At 74.8% G+C, this 19872-nt stretch carries 21 protein-coding genes; 8 read left to right on the top strand and 13 right to left on the bottom strand.

The features are described from left to right. Positions 1–73: 73 nt before the first annotated feature. The 3 genes from TK50_RS10195 to TK50_RS10185 all read right to left on the bottom strand — a co-directional run bounded on the left by TK50_RS10195 (position 74) and on the right by TK50_RS10185 (position 4666). Complete coding sequence (locus tag TK50_RS10195) at positions 74–1237, bottom strand: anhydro-N-acetylmuramic acid kinase (protein WP_043962521.1); 1164 nt, start codon at positions 1235–1237, stop codon at positions 74–76. Positions 1238–1316: 79 nt separating this feature from the next. Then, positions 1317–2597 carry a class I SAM-dependent RNA methyltransferase gene (locus TK50_RS10190; RefSeq protein ID WP_082106239.1) on the bottom strand — a complete coding sequence of 427 codons (1281 nt, stop codon included), beginning with the start codon at positions 2595–2597 and terminating at the stop codon, positions 1317–1319. Then, positions 2594–4666 carry an APC family permease gene (locus TK50_RS10185; protein ID WP_043962520.1) on the bottom strand — a complete coding sequence of 691 codons (2073 nt, stop codon included), beginning with the start codon at positions 4664–4666 and terminating at the stop codon, positions 2594–2596. Before TK50_RS10185 ends, TK50_RS10190 begins: the two co-directional genes overlap by 4 nt. Positions 4667–4828: 162 nt before the next feature. Between TK50_RS10185 and TK50_RS10180 the strand changes: the two genes are divergently transcribed. Together TK50_RS10180 and TK50_RS10175 are read left to right on the top strand one after the other, a co-directional pair. Further along, complete coding sequence (locus TK50_RS10180; protein WP_043962519.1) at positions 4829–5494, top strand: potassium channel family protein; 666 nt, start codon at positions 4829–4831, stop codon at positions 5492–5494. Positions 5495–5496: 2 nt separating this feature from the next. Continuing rightward, on the top strand, positions 5497–6186 hold the full coding sequence (locus TK50_RS10175; protein ID WP_043962518.1) for a potassium channel family protein: 690 nt from the start codon (positions 5497–5499) through the stop codon (positions 6184–6186). Between the two features lie 67 nt (positions 6187–6253). Here TK50_RS10175 and TK50_RS10170 read toward each other — a convergent pair whose 3' ends face one another. From TK50_RS10170 to dut, 4 genes are all read right to left on the bottom strand, one after another. Further along, on the bottom strand, positions 6254–6961 hold the full coding sequence (locus tag TK50_RS10170; protein WP_043962517.1) for a DUF3159 domain-containing protein: 708 nt from the start codon (positions 6959–6961) through the stop codon (positions 6254–6256). A 31-nt stretch (positions 6962–6992) separates the two neighbouring features. Continuing rightward, a complete protein-coding gene (locus TK50_RS10165) occupies positions 6993–7376 on the bottom strand; it encodes an OB-fold nucleic acid binding domain-containing protein (protein ID WP_043962516.1) in 384 nt (127 codons plus the stop codon). Between the two features lie 181 nt (positions 7377–7557). Further along, positions 7558–8193: a DUF3710 domain-containing protein gene (locus TK50_RS10160; RefSeq protein ID WP_043962515.1), complete on the bottom strand. Its 636-nt coding sequence runs from the start codon at positions 8191–8193 to the stop codon at positions 7558–7560. A 25-nt stretch (positions 8194–8218) separates the two neighbouring features. Next, positions 8219–8725 (bottom strand): dUTP diphosphatase, encoded by a 507-nt coding sequence (dut, locus tag TK50_RS10155; protein ID WP_043962514.1) that lies wholly within the window; start codon positions 8723–8725, stop codon positions 8219–8221. Positions 8726–8808: 83 nt separating this feature from the next. Here dut and TK50_RS10150 point away from each other — a divergent pair, with 83 nt between their 5' ends. After that, entirely contained in the window at positions 8809–9312 is a 504-nt protein-coding gene (locus TK50_RS10150) for a DUF3093 domain-containing protein (RefSeq protein WP_043962513.1), read from the top strand. 49 nt (positions 9313–9361) lie between these two features. Here the strand turns inward: TK50_RS10150 and TK50_RS10145 are convergent, their stop codons facing one another. Together TK50_RS10145 and TK50_RS10140 are read right to left on the bottom strand one after the other, a co-directional pair. After that, positions 9362–10297: a hypothetical protein gene (locus TK50_RS10145; RefSeq protein WP_241773966.1), complete on the bottom strand. Its 936-nt coding sequence runs from the start codon at positions 10295–10297 to the stop codon at positions 9362–9364. A gap of 229 nt (positions 10298–10526) precedes the next feature. Then, positions 10527–10823, bottom strand: coding sequence for a DUF4193 domain-containing protein (locus tag TK50_RS10140; protein ID WP_007075406.1), 297 nt, complete (start codon positions 10821–10823; stop codon positions 10527–10529). A 434-nt stretch (positions 10824–11257) separates the two neighbouring features. Between TK50_RS10140 and TK50_RS10135 the strand changes: the two genes are divergently transcribed. Continuing rightward, positions 11258–11773 (top strand): LytR C-terminal domain-containing protein, encoded by a 516-nt coding sequence (locus tag TK50_RS10135; RefSeq protein ID WP_176734137.1) that lies wholly within the window; start codon positions 11258–11260, stop codon positions 11771–11773. A gap of 32 nt (positions 11774–11805) precedes the next feature. Here TK50_RS10135 and TK50_RS10130 read toward each other — a convergent pair whose 3' ends face one another. After that, on the bottom strand, positions 11806–12621 hold the full coding sequence (locus TK50_RS10130) for an inositol monophosphatase family protein (RefSeq protein WP_043962511.1): 816 nt from the start codon (positions 12619–12621) through the stop codon (positions 11806–11808). A 287-nt stretch (positions 12622–12908) separates the two neighbouring features. Between TK50_RS10130 and TK50_RS10125 the strand changes: the two genes are divergently transcribed. Both TK50_RS10125 and TK50_RS10120 read left to right on the top strand, forming a co-directional pair. Then, positions 12909–14510, top strand: a complete 1602-nt coding sequence (locus tag TK50_RS10125) for an RNA polymerase sigma factor (protein ID WP_043964218.1) — start codon at positions 12909–12911, stop codon at positions 14508–14510. Between the two features lie 245 nt (positions 14511–14755). Then, positions 14756–14989: a DUF7455 domain-containing protein gene (locus tag TK50_RS10120; protein ID WP_036374862.1), complete on the top strand. Its 234-nt coding sequence runs from the start codon at positions 14756–14758 to the stop codon at positions 14987–14989. An 83-nt stretch (positions 14990–15072) separates the two neighbouring features. Here TK50_RS10120 and TK50_RS10115 read toward each other — a convergent pair whose 3' ends face one another. The 3 genes from TK50_RS10115 to TK50_RS10105 form a co-directional block, all read right to left on the bottom strand. Continuing rightward, positions 15073–16806 (bottom strand): DEAD/DEAH box helicase, encoded by a 1734-nt coding sequence (locus tag TK50_RS10115; RefSeq protein WP_043962510.1) that lies wholly within the window; start codon positions 16804–16806, stop codon positions 15073–15075. A 205-nt stretch (positions 16807–17011) separates the two neighbouring features. Next, a complete protein-coding gene (locus TK50_RS10110) occupies positions 17012–17662 on the bottom strand; it encodes a trimeric intracellular cation channel family protein (RefSeq protein ID WP_043962509.1) in 651 nt (216 codons plus the stop codon). A gap of 40 nt (positions 17663–17702) precedes the next feature. Beyond that, entirely contained in the window at positions 17703–17921 is a 219-nt protein-coding gene (locus TK50_RS10105; protein WP_043962508.1) for a DUF3039 domain-containing protein, read from the bottom strand. Between the two features lie 87 nt (positions 17922–18008). On the opposite strand from TK50_RS10105, the gene TK50_RS10100 reads away from it, so the two are divergent. Together TK50_RS10100 and TK50_RS10095 are read left to right on the top strand one after the other, a co-directional pair. Next, positions 18009–18935 carry a pseudouridine-5'-phosphate glycosidase gene (locus TK50_RS10100; protein ID WP_043962507.1) on the top strand — a complete coding sequence of 309 codons (927 nt, stop codon included), beginning with the start codon at positions 18009–18011 and terminating at the stop codon, positions 18933–18935. After that, a complete protein-coding gene (locus TK50_RS10095) occupies positions 18932–19849 on the top strand; it encodes a carbohydrate kinase family protein (protein WP_043962506.1) in 918 nt (305 codons plus the stop codon). Before TK50_RS10100 ends, TK50_RS10095 begins: the two co-directional genes overlap by 4 nt. Positions 19850–19872: the final 23 nt, after the last annotated feature.

Here is a 19872-nt window from a genome sequence, read left to right as displayed (position 1 = left end):
GAGCGAAGAGTCTATCGGCCGCCCGGTAGTCCGCAGCCTGGCCGGTGAACGACCCCGCTGACCGGGTGCGCAGTCAGGAGACGATCACCAACCGTCGCGGCGGGGCGACCGGCGGGGCGTGCCGGTCCGGCCCGGCCGGCGTCCAGGAGCCCAGCACGGCCGCCTCGCGGGCCCCGGTCACCGACGGGACCGCCCCCGGCAGGCCGTGCCAGGACAGCCAGCCGAGCAGGGCGAACGCGTACGCCTCCTTGGCCTGGGCCGGCACCCCCAGCTCGTCGCTGGTCCGCAGCCGCCACCGGCCCGCGCCCAGGGCGGCCAGCCGGCCCCACAGGGTCCGGTTGCGCACCCCGCCCCCGGCGGCGACCACCTCGGCCACCTGATGCCGGTCGCAGGCGGCGGCCACCGTCCGGGCGGTCAGCTCCGTCAGCGTGGCCAGCACGTCGTCGGCGGCCACGGGCTCGCCGAGCGCGGCGAGCCGGTCGTCGAGGTACCCGGCGTGGAACAGCTCCTTGCCGGTGGACTTGGGCGGCGGCGCGGCGTAGTAGGGCTCGGCGAGCAGCAGCTCCAGCAGCCCGGGGTGCACCCGGCCGGCCGCCGCCCGGGCCCCGTCGAGGTCGCAGGGGCGGCCGAGGAACCGCCGGGCCGCCGCGTCGAGCAGCGCGTTGGCCGGGCCCACGTCGTACCCGAGGGTCGGCGCGCCCGGGGCGACGACGGTGAGGTTGGCGATGCCGCCCAGGTTGAGCGCCGCCCGGGGCGGGCCGGACCGGCCGCCCAGCAGCAGCGCGTCGAACGCCGGCACCAGGGGCGCGCCCTGCCCGCCCGCGGCGACGTCGGCGGCGCGCAGGTCCGACAGCACCGGTACGCCCACCCGCGCGGCCACCCGGGCCGGCGCGCCGAGCTGGAGGGTGCCGCGCACGGTGCCGCCGTCGACCCAGTGGAAGACGGTCTGCCCCGGCGAGACGACCGCGTCGACCCGCCCGCCGGCCAGCTCCACGCCGCGCGCCGCCGCGTCGGCGAACACCTCGCCGAGCCGGTTGTCCAGCCGGCAGACCGCCTCGATGGTGGTCGGGTGCGGCGGCAGCACGGCCTGGATCTGCGCCCGCAGCCCCTCGTCGTGATCGAGGCCGACGTGGCCGAGCGGCCGCAGCCGCAGGTCGTCCCCGTCGACGGCGAACTCGGCGGCGACGACGTCCACCCCGTCGTACGACGTCCCCGACATCAACCCCACGATCCGCATGTAGGAAGGGCCCCCTGTCAACGCTTTCGGTAAAGGAAGGGCCCCCTGCAATCACCCGGCGCCGAGCGCCGGGCGCCGGTCACCGACCGGGTCGCAGGAGGCCGACCAGCTCGACGTGCTGGGTCATCGGGAACAGGTCGAAGCCGCGCAGCGCCGCCAGCTCCCAGCCGGCCTCGGCGAAGGTGCGCACGTCCCGGGCGAAGGCGGCCGGGTCGCAGGCCACGTACGCCACGGCGCGCGGGCCGGCCGCGACCACGTCCCGCACCACCCGCGCGCCCGCCCCGCTGCGCGGCGGGTCCAGCACCACCAGGTCCACCGGGCCGGTGATCCGGCGGCGGGCCAGGGCGGTCTCCACCCGGGCCGCCACCACCTCGACCCCGGGCAGGTCCCGCAGGTTGTCCCGGGCGGCGGCGACGCCCTCGCCGGCGGACTCGACGACGGTGACCCGGGCGGCCGGGCCGACCCGGGCGGCCACGGCGGCGGCGAACAGCCCCGCCCCGCCGTAGAGGTCCCAGGCCGACTCGCCCGGCTGCGGGTCGAGCAGGTCGAGCACCGCGCCGACCAGGGTGTCGGCCGCCGCCGGGTGCACCTGCCAGAAGCCGGACGCCGGCAGCGTCCACTCCCGGCCGGCGGCCACCTCCCGGACGGTCTGCGGGCCGTCGATGGACGGGACGGCCACGGAGCCGTCGGGGGGCAGGGCGGTGACGGTGACGTCGCCGCCGGTGGAGGCGACCGCCTCCACCGCCTCGGCGGCCGGCCAGGGCCGCCCCAGCACCGGCAACGCCTGGATCGCCGGGTGGGCGATGAGGCAGCGGTCGACCGGCACCACCTCGTGCGAGCGGTGCTTGAGCAGCCCGGCCCGGCCGGCGGCGTCGACCGCGTACCGGACCCGGGAGCGCCAGCCGAGCGGCCCGCCGGGCAGCGCCGCGACCCGGACCCCGAGCCGGTCGATCTCCGCGTCGGCGAGACCGGCGAGGCGGCGCAGCTGCTCGCGGACCACCGCGGCCTTCCAGTCGAGCTGGGCCGCAGGCGCGACGTGCTGCAGGTCGCAGCCGCCGCACAGACCCGGTTTCGCGTACGGGCAGGGCGGCGCGACCCGCTGCGGCGCGGCGTCGAGCACCGTCACCGCGTCGGCGCGGACGAACCCGCGGTGCACCTCGGTGACCTCGGCCACCACCCGCTCGCCGGGCAGCGCGTGCCGGACGAAGACCACCTGCCCGTCGACCCGGGCCACGCAGTGCCCGCCGGGGGCGACGGCGTCGACGGTCAGCTCGACCCGCTCGGCCTCCTCCAGCCCGCGCCGCTCGCCGTCGGCCGGTCCGGCACCCGCGCGGGAGGCGTCCACGCTTGGCCGGGTCATCGCCGGTCCCCCTCGGTCGGGCCGTGCTCGCCGGGCGGGGCGGAGACCACCGGCGGCACCGGTGGGGGCAGGGTGCTGCGCGGGGCGACCCGGGGGCCGCGTGCCGGTCCCCGGCTCAGCGTCGCGTCGAGCCGGTCGAGGTTCTTGCCGGCGGTGGAGGCGAGCTGCCACGGCACGCTGGTGACCATGACACCCGGCTCGAACAGCAGCCGCCCCTTGAGGCGCAGCGCGCTCTGGTTGTGCAACAGGTTCTCCCACCAGCGTCCGACGACGTACTCGGGAATGAAGACCGTGACCACGTCGCGCGGCGACTCCCGGCGGGTGTTGGCCACGAAGTCGAGGATCGGCCGGGTGATCTCCCGGTACGGCGAGTCGACCACGGTCAGCGGCACCGGCAGCTCCCGCCGCTCCCATTCGGCCTGGAGGTCCCGGGTGTCCTTCTCGTCCACGTTCACCGTCACCGCGGTGAGCGTGTCCGGCCGGGTGGCGCGGGCGTACGCGATGGCCCGCAGCGTCGGCTGGTGCAGCTTGCTGACCAGCACGATGGCGTGGTTGCGGGCGGGCAGCACGCCCCGGACCTCGGTCGGCTCCAGCTCGGCGGCGACCCGGTCGTAGTGCCGCCGGATGGCCAGCATCAGCACGTAGAGCACCGCCATCGCGGCGATGGCGATCCACGCGCCGAGCAGGAACTTGGTGATCAGCACGATGACCAGCACCGCGGCGGTCATCACCATGCCGAAGGCGTTGATGGCCCGGGACCGGATCATCCGGCGGCGGGCCTGCGGGTCCCGCTCGGTGCGCAGGTGCCGGTTCCAGTGCCGGATCATGCCGGCCTGGGAGAGGGTGAACGAGACGAAGACGCCGACGATGTAGAGCTGGATGAGCCGCGTCACCTCGGCCTGGAAGCCGACGATGAGCACGATCGCGGCCACGGCGAGGAAGACGATGCCGTTGGAGAACGCCAGCCGGTCGCCCCGGGTGTGCAGCTGCCGGGGCAGGTAGCGGTCCTGGGCGAGGATGCTGCCGAGCACCGGGAAGCCGTTGAACGCGGTGTTGGCGGCGAGGAAGAGGATCAGCGCGGTCATCCCGGCGACCACGTAGAGCAGCACCGACCCGGAGCCGAAGACCGTCTCGCCGAGCTGGGCGGTGACGGTCTTCTGCACGTACCCGTCGGGGCCGGAGAGGATCTGCAGCTCGGGGTCCTCGACGAACTGGAGGCCGGTGAGCCGGGCCAGCCAGATGATGCCGACGAGCATGCTCACCGCGATGGTGCCGAGCAGCAGCAGGGTGGTGGCGGCGTTGCGGCTCTTCGGGGCCTTGAACGCGGGCACCCCGTTGGAGATCGCCTCCACGCCGGTGAGCGCGGCGCAGCCGGAGGAGAAGGTCCGCAGCAGCAGGAAGACCAGGGCGAACCCGGTGACGCTGTGCTCGGCCTGGATCTCCAGGCCGGCGCTGGGCGCGCGCAGGTCGTGGCCGAGCACGAAGTACCGGACCAGGCCGGTGACGATCATGCCGCCGATGACGATCACGAAGCCGTACGTCGGGATGGCGAACGCGGTGCCGGACTCGCGCAGGCCGCGCAGGTTCATCGCGGTGAGCAGCACCACCGCGCTGACGGCGATGAGCACCTTGTGGGTGGCCACGAACGGCACCACCGACCCCAGGTTGGCCACGCCGGAGGAGACCGACACGGCCACGGTGAGCACGTAGTCGACCAGCAGCGCGCTGGCCACCGCGAGGCCGGCCCGGGGGCCGAGGTTGACGGTCGCCACCTCGTAGTCGCCGCCCCCGGAGGGGTAGGCGTGCACGTTCTGCCGGTAGCTGGCCACCACCGTGAGCATCACCACCACCACGGCGAGGGCGATCCACGGCGAGAAGAGAAACGCCGACGCGCCCGCGATGGAGAGCGTCAGCAGGATCTCGTCGGGGGCGTACGCGACGCTGGAGAGGGCGTCGGAGGCGAAGACCGGCAGCGCGATGCGCTTCGGCAGGAGGGTGTGCTGGAGCCGGTCGGACCGGAACGGTCGACCGACGAGCAGCCGCTTCAGCAGCGAGGTGGGACTGGCCACAAGCGCTAAGGGTACGACCACGGTTCCGTGGTCGCCCGGGGGTGGCGGAGCGGGAGGTTCGACCGGGCGGGGTACCGTCGTCCCCCGCTGGTAACCCCGACGTGGCAGGCTCGCAGTCGAGGGGTCGACGGCGGACGGGTGCGCGCACCTTGGGAGGGACACGTGCATGTCGTGATCATGGGCTGCGGCCGGGTCGGGTCGACCCTGGCCCAGAGCCTGGAGTCCCGGGGGCACTCGGTGGCGGTGATCGACCAGGACGCCGACGCGTTCCGCCGGCTCAGCCCGGACTTCGCGGGCATCACGGTGACCGGCGCGGGCTTCGACGGCGAGGTGCTCCGGCAGGCCGGAATCGAGCGGGCCGACGCCTTCGCGGCGGTCTCCAGCGGCGACAACTCCAACATCATCTCGGCCCGGCTGGCCCGCGAGACGTTCGGCGTCTCCCGGGTCGCCGCGCGCATCTACGACCAGCGCCGGGCCCAGGTCTACGAGCGGCTGGGCATCCCGACCGTGGCCACCGTGCGGTGGACGGCCGACCGGATGCTGCGCCACCTGGTGCCCGAGGGCAACGTGGAGATCTTCCGCGATCCGACCAGCACCGTCTCGATCGTCGAGGTGCCGGTGCACAAGGACTGGATCGGCCGGCCGCTGCGGGCGCTGGAGGAGGCGAGCGGGGCGCGGGTGGCGTACCTGATCCGCTTCGGCATCGGCACCCTGCCCACCGGCTCCACCGCCGTGCAGGAGGGCGACCAGGTCTTCATGCTGGTCACCGACGACATCGTGGCGTCGGCGACCTCGGTGGCGGGCAGCCCGCCGGAAGGAGCGCACTGAGCATGCGGATCGCCATCGCCGGCGCCGGCAACGTGGGCCGCTCGATCGCGCAGGAGCTGATCGACAACGGCCACCAGGTGATGCTGATCGAGCGCCAGCCCCGGATGCTGCGGCCCGACCGGGTGCCGGCGGCCGAGTGGGTGCTCGCCGACGCCTGCGAGCTGGCCAGCCTGGAGGAGGCCAACGTCGCCGGCTGCGACGTGGTGGTCGCGGCGACCGGGGACGACAAGGTCAACCTGGTGGTGTCGCTGCTGGCCAAGACCGAGTTCGCGGTGCCCCGGGTGGTGGCCCGGGTCAACCGGGCCGAGAACGAGTGGCTGTTCACCGAGCAGTGGGGCGTCGACGTCGCGGTGAGCAAGCCGCGGGTGATGGCGGCCCTGGTCGAGGAGGCAGTGACCGTCGGCGACCTGGTGCGGCTGATGACGTTCCGGCAGGGCGAGGCGAACCTGGTGGAGATCACCCTGCCGCCGACCGCGCCGTACGTGGGGCAGCCGATCCACGCCGTGCCGATCCCCCGCGACGCCGCCCTGGTGGCCATCCTGCGCGGCAAGCGGGTGCTGGTGCCCAGCCCGGACGACCCGATCGAGGCCGGCGACGAGCTGATCTTCGTGTGCACGGCGGAGGTGGAGGACGACGTCCGCGCGGTGATCCTCGGCACGGACAGCATCGAGCGGACCCGCGGCGCGGGCTGAGCCTGGTGGCCGGGCGACGCCGCCGGTGCGGGCGGGCGCAGGTGCCCGGTGCCGCCGCCCGGCAGGATCAGCCGCCGGGCAGGGGCTCCGGGGCCGCCGTCGGGTCCTGCCCCGCCGCCCGCTCGCGCGTCACCCGGCGCACCGTCCAGACCGTGATCAGCAGCAGCAGCGCGTACGGCGGGTAGCCCAGCGCCAGCCGGGCCACGCCGAGCGCGGTGTCCTGGTGGGCGAGGTAGAGCCCGGCCTGCACGCCGACCTTGGCCAGCCACACCACGCCCCACAGGACGGTGAGCTGGGTGAAGGTCCGCACGAGGCGCGGGTCGTCCCGCCACTCGGAGCGCCCCTTGGCCACCAGCACCGACCAGATCCAGCCCACGAGAGGCTGCTTGACCGCGGCCGAGACCAGCAGGGCCAGCCCGTAGCCGATGCCGTAGAGGATGCCGGGGAGGTAGAAGTCACGCTCGTCGCCGGTGCGCCAGGCGATGGCCGCGCCGATGCCGATGCCGAACAGGCCGTTGACCGCGTGCCGCACCGGCCGGCGCTGGACCAGCCGCAGCGCGGCGATGAGCAGCGCCACGGACACCGAGGCGATGACGGCGGGGCGCAGCTCGCCGACGACGTTGGCGACGACGAAGACGACCACCGGGATGCTCGACTCGACCAGCCCGCGCCAGCCGCCGAGCTGGTCGGCCATCTGCTCGGCGAGGGTCGGCAGCGGCGCCTCGTCCTCCGGCCCGGTGCCGGGCTCGGCCGCCCGCTGGGCTCCGGTGGTCATCGCGGCCCTCCCGTCGGGGGCGTGCGGGTCGTCACTTCGGCGGCTCCAACTCGTAGTACGGGTTGTAGATGACCTTGCGGTCGTCGCGCACCGCCACCCGGCCCCTGGCCGTCAGGTGCCGGCCCGGCTCGATGCCGGCGATGTGCCGCCGCCCGAGCCAGACCAGGGTCACCACGTCGCTGCCATCATATAGATCGGCTTCGAGGGTGGGGAGGTTCGTCCGGGGGGTGTAGACGACCGTGCGCAGCCGGCCGTTGACGCAGACGACCTGGCCCCGCGCGCACTGCCGGGCCGGCACGCCGCCGGACTCGGCGCTCTCCCGGCGCAGCTCCTGCGCCTCGATCTCGGCCTCGCTCGCGGTGAGCCGGTGCAGCAGCCGCCGGAACGAGACCCGGCCGCCCTCCTCGGTCGTCATGACCGCGTCAACCTCTCCTCCGCCGGCAGGCCGCGCCGGCACCGGTGCGGCCTGCGTGGGCGAGGCCGTCCTGCCAGCGTACGCCGGCCGGCGCGGGGTCGGGACCGGCGGCCCGCCCCGGGCCGGCCCGGCGACGGTACGCCGACGGCGGGCCGGCCCGGTGGGCCGGTCGGTGCCCCGCTCAGGCCTCGACGGGCGGGGCGGCCTGATCGGCGACCTCGCGCGGCAGGCGCAGCGGCAGCGGCTCGCGCACCGGCTTGGCCTCCTGACCGCGGTCGACGACCAGCCCGTCCAGGCACTCGCGCAGCGGGCCGGCGGCGGCCGGGTCGGTCGCGGCGGCGCCCTGGTAGACGCCGCGCACCATCCAGCGCGGGCCGTCGATCCCGACGAACCGCAGGTCGGTCAGGCCGTCCGGGGTGCGCACCCGGGCGTGCAGCTCCGGGCCGTACTCGCCCTGCACCTCCTGGGCCGCCGCGCCGTCGTTGAACAGCGACTGCCGGATCTCCTCGCGCACCTCGTCCCAGATGCCCTCGGAGCGGGGCGCGGCGAAGACGCCGAGCTGCAGGGCGCTCTGCCCGTGCACCAGCACGACCTGCTGGATCACGCCCTCCGGGTCGGCCTGCACCCGCACCTCCACGTCGGCCACCGCCGGGATGTGCAGGCTGCCCAGGTCGAGCCGCTGCACCCCGTCGGGGGCCTCGGAGACGTCGTACGGGCCGCGCGCCGGCGCCTCGGCGGTCGCGCCGTCGACGGCCTCGGCGGGCCGCTCGTCACGGGCCTGCCGACCGTCACCGGCCCGCTTTCGGGAGAAGATCACTGCACCCACCCTCCGCTGTTCGCACTCACCCTGCCACCTCTTCCGGCTGCCCGCCGGCCCGGTCCGCCGGCGGCGGGACGAGCCCGGCGTGCCCGCCGGTCGAGCCGTGCCCGCCGACGCCCCGCCGGGACGGCGGCAGCTCGGCCACCGGCCGGAAATCGGCCCGCGCCACCCGCTGGACAACGAGTTGCGCGATCCGATCGCCACGGGCGATCTTCGCCGGTGTCTCCCGATCATGATTGATCAGGTTGACGAGGATCTCACCCCGGTAGCCGGCGTCGACCGTACCGGGCGCGTTGAGCACCGTCACGCCGAGCCTGGCCGCCAGGCCCGACCGGGGGTGCACCAGACCCACGTACCCCTCCGGGAGGGCGATCGCCAGGCCGGTCGGGACCAGGGCCCGGCCGCCGGGGGGCAGTTCCACGTCCGCGGCGGCCACCAGGTCCGCCCCGGCGTCGCCGGGATGGGAGTACGCCGGCAGCGGCAGCTGCGGGTCGAGCCGCCGCACGGGCACGGGTACGTCGTCGGTCACGGTCTGCCTCTTCCGTCCGGTTCACGGGGTGCCCTGTCATCCTGCCGGGTCGACGGGCCGTCGCGCGCCGTACCCTGGCAGGAGTGAGCCGATCGCCCGCCCCCACGCCCGCCACGACCGCCACCACGTACACGGAGCGGCTCAGCCTGCCGTGGTGGCTCTGGCTGGCCGGGCCGGCCCTCGGCGGCTTCCTCGCGCTGGAGCTGTGGCTGGGCGCGGGCGGCCTGCGCGCCTGGCTGCCGTTCGTGGTGCTGCTGCCGGCGACGGTGGCCGCCCTGTGGTGGCTGGGCCGCGTCCGGGTCGCCGTGGCCGACGGCGAGCTGCGGGTGGACGACGCCCGCCTGCCCGTGCGCTTCGTGGCCGACGCCGTCCCGTTGGACGCCGCCGGCCGCCGCGAGGTGCTCGGCGTCGGGGCGGACCCGCTCGCGTTCGTGGTGCAACGCCCCTGGATCGCCGGGGCGGTGCAGGTGGTGTTGGACGACCCGGCCGACCCCACCCCGTTCTGGGTGGTCAGCACCCGCGACCCGGTACGCCTGGCCGCCGCGCTCCTCGCCGCCCGCGATGCCGGCCCGTCGTCGCCGGCCTGAACCCGCCCGCGACGCCCGCTGAGGCGCCCGCGCGCACCCGCCTCGGCGGTCAGGGCAGGGCGGGCGGCGGGCCGGGCAGCTCGCGCCGCTGCCGCCCGAGGTCCTTGCGGAGCTGCTCGCCGAGGGACCGGGTGGCCCGCCGGTTGAGATAGCTGGCGACCGCCGCCCCGGTGAGGAACGGGCCGAGCGTGGTCAGGTTGCGGCCGAAGCGCTTGAGCAGGGTGTCCCGCAGCTCCTTGCGGGCCGCCGTGCCGAGCACCGCGCCGACGCCCACCCCGGGCATCATCGGGTTGATCCCCCGCTGGCTGGCCCAGGACTGCACCACGGCCACCGTCCGCTGGGTGCCGGCGGTGGGCAGCGGGGCACCGTACACCTCGTGCAGCTCGCCGATCAGCTTCAGCTCGACGGCCACCACGGCGACCGTCTCGGCGGCCAGCAGCACCGGCGCGGAGAGCAGCGTCGGCGCGACCGCCCACTCGACGGCCGCGACTCCCCCGCCGGCCGCGCCGATCGCGGCGGTCGTCCGGGCGGCGTTGCGGACCAGCCGGTCGGCGAGGGCCTCGTCGTCCAGGCCGGGAAAGTGCCGGCGCAGGGTGGCCAGGTCCCGGATCGGCACGTGCGGGGCGACGTCGGCGACCGCGTCGGTCATCCAGCGGACGGCGGCGCGCGGCTTGAACAGGTCGGCGAGGCCCCGGCCACGGACCTGGCCGACCAGCCGGGTCAGCAGCTGCCGCCGGCGGGCCGGCTCGACGTCGTCGGCGGTCAGCGCGGCGACCGTCGCGCCCAGTTCCTCCCCCGCGCCGGTGCCGCCCGGCCGGGCGGCCTCGGACCCGGTGCGGGCGCTGCCCGGCTGCGCAGGCTCGGTGCGGGCGCTGCCCGCCTGCGCGGGCTCGGACCCGGTGCGGCTGTCGCCCGGCGGGGCGGGCTCCGGCCCGCCGGTGCCGTCGGTGGCGGGCCGCCCGCCGTCGTCGCTGCGCTCGACCATGCGTCGACCTCCCGGGTGCTTCGGCGGGTGGGGAACCGTCCCGACGAGTCAAGCAGTTCCCCGCCACCGGCGCACGGCGGTGCCGTGGGCCGGTGGCGCACCGGCGGGCGCGGACGTGCCCGGGATCGGCGGCTCCCACAGCGGCGGCCTCACCGATGAGGCCGCCGCTGATGTCGCCGGATGGAGGCGCTGGTGTCCCCCGTCGAGGTGCTGGTGTGCCCTGTCGCGGTCAGACGCACTCGCGGCAGATCAGCTCGCCGTTGCGCTCGACCGCCAGCTGGCTGCGGTGGTGGACCAGGAAGCAGCGGGCGCATCGGAACTCGTCCTGCTGCATCGGTAGCACCTTGACCGTGAGCTCCTCGTCGGCCAGGTCAGCACCGGGGAGCTCGAAGCTCTCGGCCACCTCGGCCTCGTCGACGTCCACGGCGCCCGACTGTGAGTCGACCCGCCGGGCCTTGAGCTCTTCCAGGCTGTCCTCGCCGAGGTCGACCTCGTCGCGACGCGGGGCGTCGTAGTCGGTGGCCATCGGTTTCACTCTCCCATATCGATATGGTCGCTCCCGGTTGTAACGCCGGAAGGCGCTGTTTCGGTTCCACTGCCGGCCACCAACTTTTGTCGGTCACCCGACCCGGCCACCGGCCGGACCGGGTCCGCCAGAGAAACTCCCCCAGCGAGCGCGGTACCTTACCCCCCTCGGGCGAGGCATGTATACCGCCCTCGCGGCTCAGATGTACGCCCCAGACCTCGAAGTTGTTCCCAATGTGACTCAGGCGACACGAAGATAGGGGTAGTACTACCCGCTTCCCGGTTGGCGCGCCGGCATGTCGGACTGTTTCCACGCGACCGCCGGACAACCGTTAGCCTCAGCGGCGTACTCGACGGCCGGCGGGGCGGCCCACCCGCCCCCGGCCGCCGCCACCCAATCACCGTCCGGGGAGCGCCAGGATGAGCTTTGCGCGAGTGCGAGCACTCGTAGTCGTCGGTCTGCTGGCGGTCGTCGCCCTGGTCTTCGTGGTCGTGGCCGTGGTCCGCGACACCCAGGGCAAGGGCGGGGCCGCAGCCGGCTGCCCCGAGGGCGCGCCGCTGGCGGACGTGACCCTGCACGAGAACAAGGACGTGAAGATCAACGTCTACAACGCCACCGACGAGGCGGGTCTCGCCAAGAAGGTGGCGGACGACTTCCGCAACCGCAAGTTCCAGGTGAAGAAGGAGGGCAACGCCAAGCAGCAGCTCGACGGCGTCGCCGTCCTGCAGTACGGCCCGAAGGGCGTCGGCTCCGCCCACCTGCTGCGCGCGTACTTCCTCAACAACGCCGAGCCGAAGTTCGACATCAAGCGCAAGGACGACACGGTCGACGTGGTCCTGGGCAACAGCTTCGCCCAGCTCGCCACCACCACGGAGGTCAACCAGTCCCTCGGCGACCTGGGCGCCCCGGTCGCCCCGGCCGGCACCTGCCCGATGCCCGTCGACAAGTGACCGGGCCGGCCGGCCCGGTCACCTCCGGGCGGTCAGGGGCCGCCCGAGGCGTCCAGGTCGGCCAGCCGGTCGTGCAGCGGCGCGAACAGCGCCGGCGGGGCCGCGATCACCAGGTCCGGGCCCGCCGGCCGCCCGCCGAGCCCGCCGACCAGCAGCCCGGCCTCGGTGCCGACCAGCGCGCCGGCCGCGTGGTCCCAGAGGTTCAGGCCCTTCTCGTAGTACGCGTCCAGCCGCCCCTCGGCGGCCAGGCAGAGGTCCACCGAGGCGGCGCCCTGCCGGCGGACGTCCCGCACGTGGCCGATCAGCCCGGCGAGCACCCGGGCCTGGTGGGCCCGGCGGGCCGGGTCGTAGCCGAAGCCGGTGGCGACCAGCGCCTGCCCGAGGTCGGTCTCGGCCGAGCAGCGCAGCCGCTCCCCGGCCCGGTACGCGCCACCCCCGGCGGTGGCCGTCCACTCGTCGCCGGTGAACACGTTGCGCACCACGCCCGCGACCACCTGGCCGTCGACCTCGGCGGCCAGCGACACCGCGCAGCACGGCAGCCCGTAGAGGTAGTTGACCGTCCCGTCGATCGGGTCGAGGATCCAGCGCACCCGGGCGGCCGGGGCGGCGTCGCCCGCGCCGTACTCCTCCCCCAGGACCGCGTCGTGCGGCCGGATCCGGCGCAGCGCGTCGAGCACCTGCCGCTCCACGGCCCGGTCGGCGGCGGTGACCACGTCGGTGACGGTGGACTTGGTGGCGGCCACCGACACCCCCTCGGCCCACATCCGGTGCGCGGTCGCCGCCGCGGCCCGGGCGACATCGACGGCGATCTCCAGCAGTTCCCCGGGTGGCGGCACCGCGCGGTCCATAGGTTCGTCCCCTTCCCGCACGACCGGACCCGTCCGGGTCGCGCGCGAGTATCATCCTTACAAAGTCCACATCTGCGTCGAATCGGCGGTCCCGCCAGTCGGTCCGCCGTGCGGCGCAGGATGATCGCGGCAGACGGCGTTACAATTCACCCTGCCCACGCGCCACGGACCGCCAGCCACCGGCCGGCCCGGGACACGGGGGTCCCTCAACGACATCGCCCGGCACCGTGTTCCGCGCCGCGTCGGGCAACCCGGCCGTGCTCGCTCTTCGCCTCCGGAAGGTCTTCGTGACAGAACCCCGCCAGACCGGCGCCGACGTTCGCTCGCTCACCGACACCCTGATCGCCCACGCGCAGAGCGCCGGCGGCCAGCTCACGTCGGCCCAGCTCGCGCGCACCGTCGAGTCCGCCGAGGTGACTCCGGCCCAGGCCAAGAAGATCCTGCGTGCGCTCGCGGAAGCGGGGGTGACCGTGGTCGTCGACGGCTCGGCCAGCCCGCGCCGCCGGGTCGCCGCCGCCCGGTCCGCCACCCCGGCGTCCCGGGCCACCACCGCCAAGACCACGAAGAAGGTGGCCGCGCCCGCCCCGAAGCAGGCGCCCGCCGCCGACGACGCCCCCGCGCCGGCTCCCCGGAAGGTCGCCGCGCGCAAGGCGACGACCGAGGCGGTGGCGAAGGCCGCCGTCCCGGCGAAGGTCGCGCGGCCCACCCGGGCCACCAAGGCGACGGTGGCCGCCGCCGCGGGCAAGCCGGCCAAGGCGGCCGCCAAGCCCAAGGGCGAGGGCGCCGAGGGCGACATCGATCCGGAGGAACTCGCCGCCGAAATCGAGGACGTAGTGGTCGAGGAGCCGGCCGAGCTGGCCCAGGCCGCCGCGGCCGACGCCGCCAGCTCCGCCACCGACAACGACTTCGAGTGGGACGACGAGGAGTCCGAGGCGCTCAAGCAGGCGCGTCGCGACGCCGAGCTGACCGCCTCCGCCGACTCCGTGCGGGCCTACCTCAAGCAGATCGGCAAGGTGCCCCTGCTCAACGCCGAGCAGGAGGTGGAGCTCGCCAAGCGGATCGAGGCGGGCCTCTACGCCGCCGAGCGGCTGCGCGCCGCCGAGGAGGGCGAGGAGAAGCTGGTCCGGGAGATGGTCCGCGACCTCGGCTGGATCTCCCGCGACGGCGAGCGGGCCAAGAACCACCTGCTGGAGGCCAACCTCCGGCTGGTGGTGTCGCTGGCCAAGCGCTACACCGGCCGGGGCATGGCGTTCCTCGACCTCATCCAGGAGGGCAACCTCGGCCTGATCCGGGCGGTCGAGAAGTTCGACTACACCAAGGGCTACAAGTTCTCCACGTACGCGACCTGGTGGATCCGGCAGGCGATCACCCGGGCGATGGCCGACCAGGCCCGCACCATCCGCATCCCGGTGCACATGGTCGAGGTGATCAACAAGCTCGGCCGGATCCAGCGCGAGCTGCTCCAGGACCTGGGCCGCGAGCCCACCCCGGAGGAGCTGGCCAAGGAGATGGACATCACACCCGAGAAGGTGCTGGAGATCCAGCAGTACGCTCGGGAGCCCATCTCGCTCGACCAGACCATCGGTGACGAGGGCGACAGTCAGCTCGGCGACTTCATCGAGGACTCGGAGGCCGTCGTCGCGGTCGACGCCGTCTCCTTCTCCCTGCTGCAGGACCAGCTCCAGCAGGTGCTCCAGACGCTTTCCGAGCGCGAGGCGGGCGTGGTCCGGCTCCGCTTCGGCCTGACCGACGGCCAGCCGCGCACGCTGGACGAGATCGGCCAGGTCTACGGCGTGACCCGGGAGCGGATCCGGCAGATCGAGTCGAAGACGATGTCGAAACTGCGCCACCCGTCGCGGTCACAGGTTCTCCGTGACTACCTGGACTGACCCGCGTTCGTCAACTGCCCGTGTCGCTTTGATCACCAGCCGTACAACACCCGATGGTGATCGGTCGGTTGCACGATTGTGATCGTTGACGTGGCACCCTTGGTGCACGGCACACTGTTGCCGCCAGGTGTGACCTCGGTCCCCCGCGGGCACACAGGGAAGGCAAGACCCTCGTCGGGTGTTGCACGATAGGTGAGCAACGACCGACGAGATTGTTCATCGGTGACGACCAGAGGAGGAAGGCGATGACCCCGACCCTCACGCCGCCGCCCGAGACGGTGGCTCCCCCAGCCGCCGATGAACGGTGCGACCGCTGCAACGCTGCCGGCAAGCTCCGTATCACTCTGGCGGGCGGGAGCGAGCTGGTGTTCTGTGGGCACCACGCGAACAAGTACGCGGAGGATCTCGTGAAGATCACCGTGCGGTACGCGACGGACCCCGAGTTCAGCTGGCGTGGCGCCGATCTGATGGCGAACTGACCCCAACAGACCGCATACCGACATAAGCCGGCCGGAGGTGCCCAACGGGCGCCTCCGGCCGGCTTATCCGTTTCCGCCCCCGGTCACAGGGTCTGGACCGTGGCTATCCGTTCCTCCAGCTGTTCGATCGTGGCCTGGGCGCTGGGCGGGCCGCCGCACAGCCGGCGCAGCTCGGCGTGGATCTTGCCGTGCGGGAGGCCGGTGCGGTGGTGCCGCGCGGCCACGAGGGCGTTCAGCTGCCGCCGTAGCGCCACCCGGCGCTGGGCGGCGCTCATGGGCTGGGGTGGGGCCGCCGTGGCGGCAGGGGCCGGCTCAGCGGCCCGCTCGGCGGCCCGGCGGCGCTGGGCGGCCAGTTGCTCGGCCTGCCGCTTGGTGAGCAGCAGGGAGACCTGGTCGGCGGTGAGCAGCCCGGGCAGCCCCAGGTATTCCTCCTCCTCGGGGGTGCCGGCCTGGGCAGCCGTGCCGAAGGACGCGCCGTCGAAGATCACCTGGTCCAGCTCGGCCGTGGCGGACAGGGCCGCGAACCGCTTCTCCAGCTCCCCGCTGGCCTGGTCGTCGCGCTGGGCGCGCTCCAGCAGATCGTCGTCGAACCCCTCGCGGTCCTTCGGCTTGCCGAGCACGTGGTCCCGCTCGGCCTCCATCTCGCTGGCCAGCCCCAGCAGGTGCGGGACGCTGGGCAGGAACACCGACGCGGTCTCCCCCGGGCGGCGGGCCCGGACGAACCGGCCGATGGCCTGGGCGAAGTAGAGCGGGGTGCTGGCGCTGGTCGCGTAGACGCCGACCGCCAGCCGGGGGATGTCGACGCCCTCGGAGACCATCCGGACCGCCACCAACCAGCGCTGCTCGGACGCCGCGAACGTCGCGATCCGGGCGGACGCGCCCTGGTCGTCGGAGAGGACCACCGCGGCCTTCTCGCCCGTGAGCCGCTCGATCAGCTTCGCGTACGAGCGGGCGGTCTGCTGGTCGCTGGCGATGATCAGCCCGCCGGCGTCGGGCATCCCCGCGTTGCGCAGCACGGTCAGCCGGGCGTCGGCGGCCCGCAGCACCTGCGGCATCCAGTCGCCGGCCGGGTCCAGGGCGGTACGCCACGCCTGGGCGACGAGATCCTGGGTCATCGGCTCGCCCAGCCGGGCGGCCAGCTCGTCCCCGGCGTTCGTCCGCCACCGGGTCTCCCCCGAGTACGCCAGGAACAGCACCGGCCGGACCACGTTGTCGCGCAGCGCGTCGGCGTAGCCGTAGACGGCGTCGGCGCGGGACCGCAGCAGGCCGTCGCCGCCCCGCTCGTAGGTGACGAACGGGATCGGGTTGTCGTCGGAGCGGAACGGGGTGCCGGTGAGCATCAGCCGGCGCACGGCGGGCTCGAACGCCGCCTTCACCCCGTCGCCCCAGGTGCGGGAGTCGCCCGCGTGGTGGATCTCGTCGAGGATGACCAGGGTGCGCCGGGTCATGGTGCGCCGTCGGTGCACCTGGGGCGCCATCCCCACCTGGGCATAGGTGACCACCGCGCCGTGGAAGTCGGCGGAGGAGTGCAGGTCGGCGTTGCGGAACGCGGCGTCGAGCTGGATGCCGACCCGGGCCGCCGACTGCGCCCACTGGGTCTTCAGGTGCTCGGTGGGGGCGACCACGGTGACCGCCTCGACGGTGCCGTCGGCGAGCAGCTCGGCGGCGATCCGCAGGGCGAAGGTGGTCTTGCCGGCCCCCGGGGTGGCGACCGCCGTGAAGTCCTCGGTGCGTCGCCGCAGGTACTCCACCAGCGCCTTGCGCTGCCACGCACGCAGGGGCGGGAACGTCTCGAGCGCCGGCGTCCGGGCTGCCACGCGTCAGGCTCCTCTCCGACCGCGCGACGGCGGGCCCCGGTCGAGGGCCACGGGTGCCGCCGCCCATGAAAAGGCCCTCGCGCATCGGGTGCCGCGAAGGCCGGATCAGCATAACCAGCGCGGGCCGGTGGGCCCAGGCGACGCCACGCTGGTCACATCAGCACCCTTCGCACCACACGAACAGGCGGCACCCGGTCACGCTCGGTCAGGAGCCGGGGCCCCGGGCGCCGGTGCGGGGCGGGCGCAGCGTGGCCACCGGGGCGGACCAGCGCCGCCGCAGCGACACCAGGCGCAGCGCGAAGACGAACACCGCAGCGGCGGTCAGCCCGGCGGCGTCGGCCCGCCCGAACGCGTCGAGCAGCGCCACGGCGACCGCCCCGGCGAGGGCCGCCACCGCGTAGATCTCCCGGCGCAGCACGACGGGGATCTCGCCGGTGAGCAGGTCCCGGCCGAGCCCGCCGCCGATGGCGGTGAGCATGCCGAGCAGGCACGCGCCGACCGCCGGGACGCCGGCGTCGAGCGCCTTGAGGGTGCCGGTGACGGTGAACAGGCCGAGGCCGGCGGCGTCGAGCACCAGCACGGTGGTGCGCAGCCGGGCCAGCCTGGGGTGCAGCCAGAAGGTGGCGCCGGCGGTGAGCGCGGCCGTCGCCGCGTAGCGCCAGTCGGCGAAGGCCAGCGGTGGCACCTCGTCGATCACCAGATCGCGGAGGATCCCGCCGCCGAGCGCGGCGACGAAACCGACGAAGACGACGCCGAACAGGTCGAGGCGCTTGGCCACCGCCGCGGAGGCCCCGGAGGCGGCGAAGACGGCCACCCCGGTCAGGTCGGCGAGGAGCAGGGCGGTGGAGGTGGTCACCGCCGAAGGTTACGTGGGCGGCCGGAGGGGCCGCCCGTGGTCACTCGCCCCAGGATTCGTAGATCTCCTTGCACTTCGGGCAGACCGGAGAGCCCGGCTTGGCGGCCTTGGTCACCGGGAACTTCTCCCCGCACAGCGCGACGACGAAGGTGCCCATGACGGCACTCTCGGCGATCTTGTCCTTGCGGACGTAGTGGAACATCTCGGGACCGGTGTCGGCATCCTTCAGGTCCGGACGTTCGAGAACCTGTGTGTTCACTTCTGCACCTCCAACTTTCCAGTCTGGCAGGCCGACCTGGCCGGGTCCACCGCAGGCCACCCTTTCCCGGCCCGTACCGTAACGGACGTGAACAGCTTCCACACCCGCCTCGGCGCCGAGGTGGCCGCCGCCCTACGCGACCGGCGTCCGGTCGTCGCCCTGGAGAGCACCATCGTCTCGCACGGCCTCCCCCGGCCCGACAACCTGCGGGTGGCCCGCGAGATCGAACAGGCCGTCCGCGCCGCCGGGGCGGTCCCGGCGACCATCGGCATGGTCGGCGGTCAGCTCGTGGTGGGCCTCGACGACGCGGAGCTGACCCGGCTCGCAAGCGTCGACGGAGTGAGCAAGCTCTCGGTGCGCGACCTCGCGATCGCCGCCGCGGACGGCGCGGACGGAGCCACCACGGTCGCCGCCACCAGCGCGGTGGCCGCCGCCGCCGGGATCGGGGTCTTCGCCACCGGCGGGCTGGGCGGGGTGCACCGGGAGGCCGCGACGACCTTCGACGAGTCGGCCGACCTGGGCACCCTGGCCCGCACGCCGATCGCCGTGGTCTGCGCCGGGGTCAAGTCGATCCTCGACGTCGGGGCGACCCTGGAGCGGCTGGAGACCCTCGGCGTCGCCGTGGTCGGCTACCGCACCCGCCGGTTCCCCGGCTTCTATCTCACCGATGCCGGCTTCGACCTGGACTGGTCGGTCGACTCGCCGGAGCAGGTCGCCGACGTGCTGGCCGCGCGGGACGCCCACGGGGTGCACGGCGGGGGGCTGATCGTGGCCAACCCGCTGCCGGCCGACGAGCAGCTCGACCCCGCCCTGCACGACCGGACGCTCGCCGAGGGCCTCGCCCTGCTGGAGCGCGACGGGGTGACCGGCAAGGCCGTGACGCCGTACCTGCTCGCGCACTTCCACTCCGCCACCGAGGGCGCGAGCCTCGCGGTGAACGTGCGGATCATCCTGCGCAACGCCGACCTCGCCGCCCGGATCGCGGTCGCCGCCGCCGGCCGCGCCGCCGCATGACCGCTGCGCGCCATCCGGCCGGGCCGGGCCGGATCGTCGTCGTCGGCGACCTGATCACCGACGTGGTCGCGGTGCTCGGCGGGCCGCTGGCCACCGGCTCCGACACCCCGGCCACGATCCGGGTCACCGGCGGTGGGCAGGCCGCCAACACCGCCGCCTGGCTCGCCGCCCAGGGCGTGCCGGTGACCATGGTCGGCGCCGTCGGCGACGACGACGCGGGCCGCGACCGGGTCGCCGAGCTGGAGCGGGCCGGCGTCGACTGCGCCGTCGAGCGGCACGTGGGCCGCACCACCGGCACGGTGATCGTGCTCACCGGCGACGGCGAGCGCACGATGGTGACCGAACGGGGGGCGAACCTGCGGCTGGGCGCCGGGCACGTCGACGCCGCCCTCGCCGGGGCGCCCGACGCGCGGCACCTGCACCTGTCCGCGTATCCCCTGTTGGACGTCGGGTCGCGCGGCGCCGGGCTGCGCGCGCTGGCCGCGGCGCGCGAGCGCGGGCTCACCACGAGCGTCGACGCGGCGTCCGCGGCGCCGCTGCGGCGGGTCGGCGCGACGGCCTTCCTGACCTGGGTACGCGACGTCGACCTGCTCCTGGTCAACGCCGACGAGGCCGCCGTGCTGGCCGGCGGGCTGGACCCGGCGGCGCAGGCACGGGCGCTGACGGCGACGGCCCGGCGGGTGGTGGTGAAGCGGGGCGCGGCCGGGGCGGTGTGGGCGGACCGGGCGTCGACGGTCAGCGTGGCGCCGACGCGCCGGGTGGCCGTGGCCGACGTCACCGGGGCCGGGGACGCCTTCGCGGCCGGGCTGCTGTCGGCCTGGCTGGCCGGGGCGGGGCCCCGGGCGGCGCTGGACCGGGCCGGCGACCTGGGCGCGCTGGCCGTGTCGACCATCGGCGCGCGCCCGACGGCCTGACCGCCGGCCCGGCCGGCGCGCGC

The organism is Micromonospora haikouensis, from assembly GCF_000876225.1.
GTDB classification, from domain to species: Bacteria; Actinomycetota; Actinomycetes; order Mycobacteriales; family Micromonosporaceae; genus Micromonospora; species Micromonospora haikouensis.
This window is presented reverse-complemented; position numbering and strand designations above follow the sequence as displayed.